The following is a 12,084-nucleotide window of genomic DNA, read 5'->3' as shown; positions in this document are numbered from 1 at the left end:
GAATCAGGCCTTGCCATTAAGGTTACTCTCGAGAAACCCGTTGATGAAGATATCGATGTCCCCGTCCATGACCCGGTCGACGGCCCCCACCTCCACGCCGGTCCGGTGATCCTTCACCATGCTGTAGGGCTGGAACACGTAGGAACGGATCTGGCTTCCCCAGGCGATCTCCTGCTGCTCACCCTTTAAGGCCGCCATCTCCCGCTCTCTCTCCTCTACCTGGCGCTCCAGGAGCTTGGAGCGGAGAATGCGCATGGCCGTGGCCCTGTTAGAGTGCTGGGAACGTTCCCGCTGGCAGGATACCACAATCCCAGTGGGGATATGGGTTATGCGAACCGCAGAGTCGGTCTTGTTGACGTGCTGCCCTCCGGCACCACTGGAACGAAAGGTGTCCACCCTCAGGTCCTCGGTGTCTATCTCCACCTCTTGATCCTCCGGGATCTCGGGGAGGACCTCCACAGAAGCGAATGATGTATGGCGGCGGGACGAGGCGTCAAAGGGCGAGATCCGGACCAAGCGGTGGACGCCCTTCTCCGACTTCAGGAAACCGTAGGCGAAGTCGCCCCTGACCAGGAAGGTCACACTCTTGACCCCGGCCTCGTCACCGGGCAGGATGTCCAGGGGCTCCACCTCGTAACGCTTGATCTCGGCCCAGCGAGAGTACATCCGGTAGAGCATCTGAACCCAGTCCTGGGATTCGGTGCCTCCTGCCCCCGCGTGAAGCGATATGATGGCATGGTTCCTGTCATGGTCCCCCTGGAGCAGGCTCCTGATCTCGTAGTCCTTCAAGTCCTTGCCCAGCTGGGACAGTTTCGTCCTGGCCTCGTCAGCCAGGGAGAGGTCTCCCTCCTCCTCCCCCAGGGTACACAGGATCTCGATCTCCTCCAGCCGCGAGGAGAGCTGCTCGTGGGCAGCCGCCTCCGACCTCAGGGCGGCGGTGCGCTTCAGGATGTCCTGGGCCTTCTGGGGATCGTCCCAGAAGGCCTGGTCAGATGCCTTCTCCTCCAGTGCCGCTATCTCCTGGCGCCTCCCGGCTAAGTCAAAGAGACCTCCCAAGTCTGGTGAGTTTGTCCTTCATGGGCTGCAGTTCCCGCAGGATCTCGTCGTACACTGTTGTGCCTCCCTATGCCGTTTTGCCACAGCACTTCTTGTACTTCTTCCCACTGCCGCAGGGGCAGGGGGCATTGCGCCCGGTTGAGGGGCCAGAAGCCCTCTTGGGCTGGGGCCTGGAATCCCCCCTGCCCCCCTCCATCATGGGCCGGGGCGCCTGGGGCTGTGATGTGAGGCGGGCCCTGAACAGGAGGGTCACTACCGTGACCTGTATGCTCCTGATCATCTCCTCAAAGGTAGCGTGGGCTTCGATCTGGTACTCCAGGAACGGGTCCTTGTGCCCGTAGGCCCTGAGGCTGATGCCCTCCCTGAGATCGTCCATGGCATCCAGGTGGTCCATCCACTTGGAGTCCACCACCCTCAGGGTCACCTGGCGCTCCAGTTCCCTCATGGTCTCTGGGCCTATCTCCGCTTCCTTCTTGTCGTAAGCGGCAACGGCCCAATCCTTTATCACGCCCACCAGGCGATCCCTGCCCAACCCCCCCAGGATGGAGGGGTCCAGGCGGGTGTCCCGGGGGAACGTGGCCTCTACCGCTCGGGCCAGGCCCGCAAGGTCCCAGTCTTCGTGGTGTACGTGACCGCCAGCGTAGTTGTCCAGGCTTTCTTTGATGACCACGTCCATCATGGCGATCATCCTGTCCTTGAGGTTCTCCCCGTGAAGCACCTGGCGGCGCTGCTCGTAGATGACCTCACGCTGCCGGTTCATGACGTTATCATACTCCAGGACCCGCTTGCGGATGTCGAAGTTCCTTGATTCCACCCTCTTTTGAGCCCTCTCGATGGCCCGGGTGAGGAGGGAGTGTTCTATGGGCTCGTTCTCGTCTATGTTGAGGCGGTCGAAAAGACCCTGGATCAGATCAGACCCAAAGAGCCTCATGAGGTCATCTTCCAAGGATATGTAAAAGCGGCTGGAGCCGGGGTCCCCCTGGCGCCCAGAACGCCCCCTAAGCTGGTCATCAATGCGCCTGGCCTCGTGCCGCTCGGTACCTATGATGTGGAGGCCTCCGAGTCCGGTTACGCCTTCGCCGAGGACTATGTCTGTTCCACGGCCAGCCATGTTTGTGGCTATGGTGACCGTGCCGGCCTGGCCGGCGTTCTTGATGATCTCCGCCTCTTTCTCGTGGTGCTTGGCGTTGAGAACCTGGTGTGGCACTCCCCGTTTCTTAAGCATGTCACTGAGGATCTCGGACTTCTCGATGGACACGGTGCCCACCAGCACTGGCTGGCCTTTTTCGTGACGCTCGCAGATCTCCTCGACGACCGCCCTGAACTTGGCCCTCTCCGCAGGGAAGACTACATCTGGGTACCCTGCCCTGTTAAGTGGCTTGTTGGGGGGGATAACCGCCACGTCTAACCCATATATCTGCCGGAGTTCCTCTTCCTCGGTAACCGCGGTACCCGTCATCCCTGCCAGCTTCCGGTACATCCGGAAGTAGTTCTGGAAGGTAATTGTGGCCACAGTCTGGGTCTCCTGCTCGATCTTCACGCCTTCCTTGGCCTCGATGGCCTGGTGCAGGCCGTTGGAGTACCTGCGGCCGAACATGAGCCTGCCGGTGAACTCGTCCACGATGATGACCTGGCCGTCCTTGACCACGTAGTCCCTGTCCCGCTTCATGAGGCAGTGAGCCCTGAGGGCGTTGGAGATGCAAGTCTGGAAGCTCACCTTGTCCTGTTCAACCCCGTCAGCCTCTTCCACGGCCTCGTCACTGCCGTAGAGTCCAGGCATCCCCAGGTACTGCTCGATCCTGCGCTGGCCTTCCTCGGTAAGGGGAACAGCCCGCCCCTTCTCGTCCACCTCGTAGTCCCTGCCCTCTCGAAGCTGGCGAACCGTCTTATCGCACCTGTAGTAGTAGTCTGGCGGTTTGGCGCTGGGTCCTGATATGATGAGCGGTGTTCGAGCCTCGTCAATGAGGATGCTGTCCACCTCGTCCACGATGGCATAGTTCAAGGGGCCCTGGACCACCTGGCTGATGTGGAGCGCCATGTTATCCCTGAGGTAGTCAAAGCCGAACTGGTTGTTGGTACCGTAGGTTACGCCCCCAAGATAGGCGTTCTTGCGTTCCTTGTAGTCCAGGCCGTGGACGACCACGCCAACGTCTAGACCAAGGAAGGAGTAGATGGCTCCCATCCACTCGGCATCCCTGCGTGCCAGGTAGTCGTTGACGGTCACAATGTGAACACCCTCGCCGGGGAGTGCGTTGAGATAGGCAGGCAGCGTGGCCACTAGGGTCTTACCCTCTCCGGTCTTCATTTCGGCTATGTTGCCTTCGTGAAGCACGATGCCGCCCATGAGCTGCACGTCAAAATGGCGCATGCTAAGGGTGCGCTTGGCAACCTCACGCACCACGGCAAAGGCCTCGTTGAGGATCCCCTCCAGCGTTTCTCCCCGCTCCAGGCGCCCGCGGAACTCGGCTGTCTTAGCCTGCAACTCCGCTTCGGAAAGCCGGGAGACGGGATCCTCCAGGGCGTTGATGGCCTCTGCCATCCCGCGCAAGCGCCGCATCTCTCTTTCGTTCTGGTTTCCAGTCACCAGGTTAGCGAGCAGTCGAAGCACAACTTCACCCTCTCTAGGCTGGAAAAAGGTCAGGAGGCATGGGCATCTCCCATGGCTCCTCTCGATTGTAGCATTTTTGGCGGGAGGCGGCAACGAGATCTCGGGATACTCAACTCCTGTAGCAGCGATTACTGCAATGTGCCTTCTAGAGCGTCAGCCCCCGCAGAAGTCCTTCACAGCCCCGGCCAGAACCCGGGCAGCCTCAAGGACCTGGGCGAAGTCCACCCACTCCACGGAGGCGTGAAGCCCCTCCCCCCCGGGGCCAAAGAGAACAGATGGGATTCCAGACCGGGCCAGGATGGCGGTATCCATCCAACCTGCTTGGCCCACCAGCCTGGGCTCCCTGCCCAGCGAGCTGGAGGCCCCTTGAAGGCTGCGGATGATGGGCTCCCCTGGAGATACCTCCAGCCCGGGCCTGAAAAAGAACACTTCTCGGGCCGTCTTCACACCCTGCCCTTCCAGCCCCGAGAGCACCTGTGCCACCTCGGCCTCGATGTCTTCTCGGGTCTCACCAGGAACGGTCCTCCTTTCGAACTCTACATGGCAATGGTCGGGGTAGGTGCTGAGCTCGCGGCCACCCTTGATGATGGAGGCATGTATGGAAGGGGGCCCGACAAGTGGGTGGGGCCTATCAAGTAGGCCTTGCCCTAGGTCCTCAAAGGCCCTCAGGACGTGGCCGGCCCTGGAAATGGCGTCAATCCCGCTGGTGTAGTCGCTGCCATGGGCCCTCCTGCCCAGCACCTCCACGTTGAACCACGCAAAGCCCTTGTGGGCTATGATGATATCCAGGCCTGAGGGCTCAGCCACGATGGCCGCGTCTGCCCTGTGCCGCTTGACCAAGTCCTCCATGCCTTCACTGGCATACTCCTCATCCGCCACACCGGCCACAACCACATCACCTCTAGGCTGGAAGCCCGAATTCACCAAGGCGTCAATGGCGCCCATGATGGACGCAAGGCCGCCCTTCATGTCCACCGCGCCCCTACCGTAGACCTTGCCATCACAGCATGAAGCGTTGAAGGGATCGATCTCCATCCCATCGACCCCCACCGTGTCCATGTGGCCGCAGAGCATCAAGGACCTGCCCTTTCCAGTGCCCTTCAGAACAGCTACCACGTTGGGGCGGTCCGGGGGGCCCTCCACGCAGGTCTCCAGGCCCAGAGCCCTGCATTCATGGAAGAGGTAATGGGCCATCTCCCTTTCGCCGGCACCGCCGGGAACCAGGCTTGGGTTCACTGATGGGATCTGGATCATCTCGCGAAGGCAACGAAGGACTTTCTCATCCCTGATGGTTGCTGCCATGGCATTCCCTCCCTCATGGCCCGGAATTCTGCGGTGCCCGCGGGGAAACCTCTCTTTCCCGAAGCGCACGCCTAGATCCAAGAGCCATTGCAGCTCCTCAGAACCTCCCCAGGCAGCGCGGCATTTCGGGGCTGGGCTGGGCTGGCCCTGCAACCCCTAGAACACTTCTGTCACTCGTTTTCGCCCTTCTTAGACTCCAGAAACCTGCGGATCACCGCCGCAAGGGTGGCCACACCCCGGGAGAGTATGGCCTCATCGAAGTCAAAGCGGGAGGAGTGCAGGGGATGGACATAGCCCTTCTCCTCCGAGTATGTGCCCAGGCGCATGTAGGTCGCGGGGACCCTCTTGGCGAAGTAGGCAAAGTCATCCACTCCCAAGGAGGGCCGGTCAATCAGCACCACTGATCCCGGGCCCCACAGGTCCTTGATGGTCCTTTCGGTAAACCTCGTAAGGCTGGGGTCACAGGCCAGGGGAGGCTCCATGGGTACCACCTCCAGGCGATGCCCTACCCTGTGAAGGGAACTAAGGGATGCCAAGACCTCCTCCATGCGTCTGAGGGCAAGGTCCCGGGCGCTGTCGTCCAGGCTTCGCACGATTCCCTTCAGGGATATCTTGGCAGGTATGACGTTGTGCCCCCCTCCACCGCTAACCTCCCCTAGGCTTATAACCAGGGGTTCGAAGGGGTCAAGGTTCCTTGACACGATGGACTGCGTCGCGTTTATGAAGGCAGCCAAAGCAGGAAAAGGGTCAACAGCCTTATGGGGGTACGCGCCGTGACCGGCGGTTCCCACCAGGTCCACCAGGAATTCGTCGTTACGGGCTGTCATATTGCCGTACCTCAGCCCGATCCTCCCCAGGGGGACACCGGGGAAGATATGGAGGCCGAAAACAGCCCCGGGGAGGGGATCCAGGGCGCCATCTTGGATCATGAGACTGGCTCCTCCAGGGTACTCCTCTCCAGGCTGGAAAACCAGGAGTACGCATCCGGGGAGGTCCCCCGCGAAGCTCAGGAGTTCCGCTACCCCTAGACCTATCGCGGTATGGCCGTCATGGCCACAGGCGTGCATGACGCCATCAACCTCGGAGGCAAATTCGAGGCCTGTCTCCTCCTGAAGGGGCAGGGCGTCCATGTCAACTCGCAACGCAGCCAGGGGCCCTTCTTTGGCCCCCCTCAGGAGGCCAACCACCCCAGTTTTGGCTAGACCGCGCCTGACCTCATACCCCATCCTCTCCAGCTCTTTGGCCACCATATGGGCTGTAGCCGCGCAATCCAAGTGGACTTCAGGTCTTCTGTGGATCTGCCTCCTCCAGGCGATGACCTGCGGCTCAAGTTCAATTGCCTTAGCGCGGATCTCTTCGAATGTCAAAGGGCACTCCCCCTCTTTCACCGGCTCGAGCCGTGTTCCGCTCATGCAGGGCATACCCCGGGCCAAGGGACACGGTGTCCTGGTGTATAGCGCCACCAGCGCTTCTTTATTCATTACATCATTCCACAGGTAGAATCCTGTTGGCATCCATGCTTGGCAGGTCTTCTTATGGCATGGGTTTACCGGCATGCTTGGCCCCTGTATAATTGGGAGTGGAGGCAGTATATCTCATTCCCCAGGCTCCATGAGGATCCGGAGCCAGGGAAGCATATGGACACGGAAAGGAGGATAGAGGGCCCCCCCAGGGCGGGGGAAAATCCATGCGCGTGAGGTGAGGTAGATGTCCCAAAGCGAACCTCAGATCCTGGAAACCCAACCTCTTGTCAGGGCACTTGGCCTGAGAGAGATCTGGGCAATCGGTGTTGGAGCCGTTGTAGGGGACGGCATCTTCATGCTAATGGGCGCTGCAGCTCAGATGGCTGGGCCCATGGCCCTAATTTCCTACTTAGCCGCCGGGCTATTCCTCTTCTGCATAATGATTTCCCATGGTGAGATGGCAGTGGGAATGCCTGACGCAGGCTCGTTTTGGGTGTGGAACAGGCGACTCATGGGCGACCTCGCTGGCTTCATCTCAGGGGTGAGCTACGCCGCCGGCTGGGTGATCGCCGGTGGATCAGTTGGGCTTGCCATCGGCTTCATAAGCCACTGGTTCATCCCCCTGAGCAGCACTCCGGAAACCTCCTACGTGCTATGGTCTCTTATCTGGGTGACAGTCTTCGCCATCGTGAACTACATGGGTGTCATCATGGCCGCAAGAACGCAGCTCATCATGGTTCTCGTTCTCGTGGCCATCATGGCAGTCTTCGCCTTGGTGGGGCTCTTCGGGGGACGCTTCGACTCCGCCAACTACGTACCCTTCAACCCCGGCGGCTGGGGCATGTTCTTCCCGGCCCTGGCCTATGGGACCTACGCCTACATGGGAGCATGTACACTGGCCACTGCCGGCAGTGAGGCCAAGAACCCCAGCGACCTCCCCAGGGGGCTGATGTATGCCTCCATCACATTCCTGGTGGTATACACACTGGCTATGGCCGCCATGTTCGGCCTGGCGTCCTACGAGCAGATGAGTGTTGTGGAGTCCCCCTTCACGACGGCAGCTGAGGTGGCCTTTGGCCCTGCAGCAGCCACCATATTGAACATAGCCGCTTGGCTGGCCGCGGCCACCTGCCTGATTGGAGGCACGATGTACGCCGCCCCGCGTCTCCTTTACTCCATGGGGCGCAGCCATATCCTGCCCCAGGTGTTTTCCCACGTCAACCAGCACAGGGTACCAGGTTTCGCAACAATACTGGTATGGGTGATCAGCGTGATACTGGTGCTAGTGGGGTCCAGGAACCCAGACATCGTCTACGTCACGCTCTCGCTCCTCCTGGTGTTCTGCTGGGCCGTCACCTGGACACTAAACATGATCTCATCAGTCCTGTACCGTTCACGCTACCCCAAGGAGATCCAGGGACTGCCATGGAAGCAGCCACTATACCCGCTCTTCCCCATAATCGGCTTCGTTGGGGTGGGCATCATCATGTACGGTACCTTCAAGGGGGCCGAGGTGGCTATCCTCTACGGTCTCATCTTCGTGGCAGCGCTGGCCGTCTACTACCATGCCTACGGCAAGCAGCACGTCGATAAGGCCCCGGAATACTGAGATCAAGCGGAGACGGGGTGAAGGCTGGGGCTACAAGCCCTGCTTCGCCCCGTCCTTCTCCTGCCAATTCTCGCTAGGTCTGGAGGGAATCCAGTGAGCAAGGCAGACATACTGAGGATCGTCGAGGAACAGGGCATCGAATTGGTTCGTTTCCTGTACATAGACAACGATGGAGTCACCAGGGGTTATTCCGCCCATAGAAACAGCCTTGAGGGCGACCTGGATTCGGGGCATGCCTTCGCCAGGGTCATGCCGGTCTTCAGCGCCCTTGACACCCTCGTCCCGGGCTCCAGGTACGGGTGTGTGGGGGAGGTCAGGGGCAAGCCGGACCTGGATACATTCAGGATCCTGCCCTACGCTCCCGGTGCAGCAGCCCTTATCTGCGACTTCACCGACTTGAACCACAAGCCCCTTGAACTGTGTGCCCGGTCCGTCCTCAAGAGGGTGCTTGCCGGGTCACCATACAGGGTCAACGCGTGCTACGAAAATGAGTTCTACTTCATGAAGACAGGTGATTCGGGAGAGGTCCTTCCCTTTGACAGCAGCCTGTGTTTCGCCACACCCGGCATGAACAACACCCACGAGGTGGTCTTGGAGATTACGAGGGCCCTGGAGAGCCAGGGAATGGTCGTGGAGAAGCACTACCCGGAATACGGGCCTGGGCAGCAGGAACTCATCATCCGCTACGACGAGGCCCTCAGGGCCGCCGACAACCAGGTGTTCTTCAAGGAGACAGTGAAAGGGGTGGCCAGCAAGCATGGCATTAAGGCCTCCTTCATGCCCAAGCCCTTCCCTGGCCGAGCTGGAAGCGGCGCTCACCTTCATGTAAGTCTCTGGGATGGCGACACAAACCTCTTCTACGACCCCGCCAGGGACTTCAACCTGAGTGAGATGGCTCGCTACTTCACCGGGGGGGTGCTGAAGCACATCCGGGGCCTGTGTGCCTTCACGGCCTCCATCGTGACCTCCTACAAGCGCCTGGTGCCCCACAACTGGGCTTCAGCCTACGCCTGCTACGGGCCGGACAACCGGGAGGCCGCGGTGAGGGTGGTCTCGGGGCAGAAGGGCCGGGAGAACAAGACCGTGAACCTTGAGTTCAAGCCCATCGACGGGGCATGCAATCCCTACCTGGCACTGGCAGCCCTCCTTGTAGCCGGGTTTGACGGCATTGAAAACCGCATAGACCCAGGCGATCCGACCCTCACTGACCCCCATGACTTGACGGGCCAGGAGAAGGAGGAGAGGGGCATCAGGCGCCTCCCGGAGACCCTGGCCGAGGCGGCCAGGGCGCTCAGCGAGGACCCGCTCTTCAGCGAGAAGATGGGTGATGTGCTGGTAGAGGAGTACGTCTTGGCAAAGGTGTTCCAGTGGAACGAGTACAACTCGCAGATAACGCCCTGGGAGGTACAGCACTACGCAGAGGTCTTCTGAGGGGGTGAGCTCGGTGGGCCAAGCCCTTGACAGCCTGCTGGCCCGGGACAAGGAGTCAATAGGGGAGTGCATGAAGATACGGCTACACCCGCTGGCCGTGGCCAAGGGGCACGGTTCTATACTGGTGGATGTTGAGGGGCGGGAGCTGGTGGACTTCACGGCCAACTGGTCCGTGGCTAGCACCGGGTATTCCCATCCCAGGATCGTGGAGGCCATATCCCGCCAGGCGGCCAAGAACACCTTCGCATCCTACACCAGCGTGGTCTCAGAGCCCACCGTGGCCTTGGCTGAACGCCTTATAGGCAAGATGCCCGGGGACTTTGAAAAAAAGGCATGGTTTGGGCTGTCGGGTTCTGACGCCAATGACTGTGTGGCCAAGCTGGTTCCCATCGCTCAGAGGCGAAGCAGGATTGTCTCGTATTTCGGCGCCTACCATGGGCAGACAGGGGGCTCCCTGTCCCTGTCGGGCCACACAGCTCAAGCCCGGTTCGTGGGCTCAGGAGCGGTAGTGAAGGTCCCGTACCCCTACTGTTACCGGTGCGCCCTGGGGTGCGAGAGGGGCAGTTGCTCCCTGGAATGCCTGGATTTCCTGGAGAAGCATGTTTTCGCCTCAGTCTGCCCCCCCGGTGACACAGCTGCCATCATCATCGAACCTGTACAGTGCGATGGCGGCGATGTGGTACCCCCAGGCGACTACATGACAGGCCTCCAGAGGGTGTGCCAGGAGCACCGCATATGCCTGGTCCTGGATGAGGTGAAGGTAGGCCTCGGCCGCACTGGGAGGTTCTTCGGCTTCGAGCACTTCGGCCTCGAACCTGACGTCGTGGTACTGGGGAAGCCCCTGGGTTCCGGCCTGCCCATCAGTGGTGTGCTGGCTCGCGCTTCTATCCTTGATGCAGTGCCCGCGGGCCATCTCTTCACCGCAGGCGGCTGCCCTATGAGCGCCGCGGCGGGGTTGGCCACCCTTGACGTGATAGAGGAGGAGGACCTGGCAGGCAAGGCAAGGCGCTTGGGCGAGTACCTCAAGGGAAGGCTCGCTGACATGGCCGCCGATCACCCCCTAATCGGGGATGTCAGGGGGCTGGGCATGGTCCTGGGAGTGGAGCTGGTCAAGGACAAGGTCTCGAAGGAACCGGCAGCCGCGGAGACCGCCAAGGTGTGCTTCCGGGCCCTTGAGAAGGGCTTAGTCCTCTTCTACGTGGGGGTGCACTCCAATGTGCTGGAGATTACGCCTCCCCTGGTGATGAGCGAAGGGGAGGCAGAGAAGGGGCTGGAGTACCTGGACGAAGCCCTGGCTGATGTGGAGGCAGGGCGCGTCAGCGACGAAGAGGTCGCAGCTTGGGCCGGGTGGTAAGGAGGAGGTTATGATGGAACTGGACCTTAGGGGCTTCCCCGCGGTGGACGCCCACTGCCATCTCTTCCAGGTGGAACCTCGGGATGTGGATGTGGCCAAGACGCTGTCCCTCAGCCTTGAGGACATGCCCAGGGACCAGCTCGAGAACACCCTTGTCTACAAGGCCTATCTGAAAGAGATGGCCAGGTTCCTCGGGACCAGCGGATCCCCTGCGGAGATCATGGGGGCCCGGGCAACGAGGGCCAACGGCGACTACCAGCGTTTCGTCCAGGACCTCTTCCTGGACGGCGGCATCGAACACCTGGTGGTTGACCTCGGCTACAAGCCTGCCTCTGTGAGCCTTGAGGCCTTCGAGGCCCTGGTCCCGGCAGGGATTAGTTATGTTTTCCGTATCGAAGGGGTGCTGGACGAAGGCTGGAATGAACGCAAGGGTTTCGAGGAGACGGAACGCGCACTCCTGGATGCCCTGGAGGAGGCAAGGCATCAGGGTGTTGTGGCGGTAAAGACCATAATCGGCTACCGTACGGGTGTTGGAGTAAGGCGGACAACGCGCGGGGAGGCCAAGGAGGCCTACGATGCGGGACAGCCCAAGCCCTATCGTGACTACTTTTTCTGTCTCACGCTGGGAAAGTGCCTGGAGTATGGGCTGCCCCTCCAGGTTCACGCGTCCTTCGGCGAATCCAATATAGACCTCCTGCAGAATAACCCGCTCCTCCTGAAGGAGGTCCTTGACGACCCCGAGTTCAAGAAGGCCACCATAGTGATGGTGCACGGGGGCTATCCCTATAGCTTCGAGGCTGGCTATCTCCTGGCCATGTACCCCAATCTCTACCTGGACGTATCTGAGATGATACCCTTTGTCCCCCTGGGAGCTGGCAGGGGCATTGCCTCGCTAATGGACATGGCTCCCCTGGGCAAGGTGATGTATGGCTCAGACGGCTTCATCATCCCAGACCTGCACTGGTACGCTGCCGTGACCGCTAGGCGGTGCCTGGGGCGGGTCCTCGGGGAGATAGTAGAACGGGGCCTCCTGGAGGAGGATGAGGCGCTCGCAGTGGCCAGGGATGTAATGGCTGGCACTGCGCGTAGGGTATTTGGGCTTAAGGACAGCAAACCCTGACCTTCACCAGGGTATCGCCTGGGACCACCATGGAAAGACCGGGGGTCCCTGGACAATGCCGGAGGAGCCGGGCATGGCGCTCTAGAAGGAATGCCCGGCTCCTCCGGCGTACTGTATCTTGTGGGGGACGAGCCCGGGGCA

The 12,084-nt window shown here is 60.8% G+C and carries 8 protein-coding genes; 4 read left to right on the top strand and 4 right to left on the bottom strand.

The window, feature by feature from the left end; genetic code table 11:
* Positions 1–3 precede the first annotated feature (3 nt).
* The 4 genes from prfB to AB1576_05530 form a co-directional block, all read right to left on the bottom strand.
* Positions 4–1,111, bottom strand: a protein-coding gene (prfB, locus tag AB1576_05545; protein ID MEW6081230.1) for a peptide chain release factor 2 whose coding sequence is annotated in 2 segments (ribosomal slippage) — positions 4–1,041 and positions 1,043–1,111 — 1,107 coding nt in all. Because the reading frame shifts where the segments join, the coding sequence is not laid out codon by codon here.
* A gap of 12 nt (positions 1,112–1,123) precedes the next feature.
* Positions 1,124–3,664, bottom strand: coding sequence for a preprotein translocase subunit SecA (gene secA / locus AB1576_05540; GenBank protein ID MEW6081229.1), 2,541 nt, complete (start codon positions 3,662–3,664; stop codon positions 1,124–1,126).
* A 153-nt stretch (positions 3,665–3,817) separates the two neighbouring features.
* A complete protein-coding gene (locus AB1576_05535; protein ID MEW6081228.1) occupies positions 3,818–4,966 on the bottom strand; it encodes an ArgE/DapE family deacylase in 1,149 nt (382 codons plus the stop codon).
* Positions 4,967–5,136: 170 nt separating this feature from the next.
* Positions 5,137–6,333 (bottom strand): amidohydrolase, encoded by a 1,197-nt coding sequence (locus AB1576_05530; protein MEW6081227.1) that lies wholly within the window; start codon positions 6,331–6,333, stop codon positions 5,137–5,139.
* A gap of 340 nt (positions 6,334–6,673) precedes the next feature.
* Here AB1576_05530 and AB1576_05525 point away from each other — a divergent pair, with 340 nt between their 5' ends.
* The 4 genes from AB1576_05525 to AB1576_05510 all read left to right on the top strand — a co-directional run bounded on the left by AB1576_05525 (position 6,674) and on the right by AB1576_05510 (position 11,943).
* Positions 6,674–8,038, top strand: a complete 1,365-nt coding sequence (locus AB1576_05525; GenBank protein ID MEW6081226.1) for an amino acid permease — start codon at positions 6,674–6,676, stop codon at positions 8,036–8,038.
* A 93-nt stretch (positions 8,039–8,131) separates the two neighbouring features.
* Positions 8,132–9,469: a glutamine synthetase family protein gene (locus tag AB1576_05520; protein MEW6081225.1), complete on the top strand. Its 1,338-nt coding sequence runs from the start codon at positions 8,132–8,134 to the stop codon at positions 9,467–9,469.
* A 13-nt stretch (positions 9,470–9,482) separates the two neighbouring features.
* Complete coding sequence (locus AB1576_05515) at positions 9,483–10,823, top strand: aspartate aminotransferase family protein (GenBank protein ID MEW6081224.1); 1,341 nt, start codon at positions 9,483–9,485, stop codon at positions 10,821–10,823.
* A gap of 13 nt (positions 10,824–10,836) precedes the next feature.
* Entirely contained in the window at positions 10,837–11,943 is a 1,107-nt protein-coding gene (locus tag AB1576_05510) for an amidohydrolase family protein (GenBank protein MEW6081223.1), read from the top strand.
* The last annotated feature ends 141 nt before the right edge of the window (positions 11,944–12,084 follow it).

The sequence above is a fragment of the Bacillota bacterium genome (assembly GCA_040754315.1).
Taxonomy (GTDB): domain Bacteria; phylum Bacillota; class Sulfobacillia; order DUSP01; family JBFMCS01; genus JBFMCS01.
Note: the sequence above shows the minus strand (reverse complement) of the source record. Positions and strands in the feature narration are given on the sequence as shown.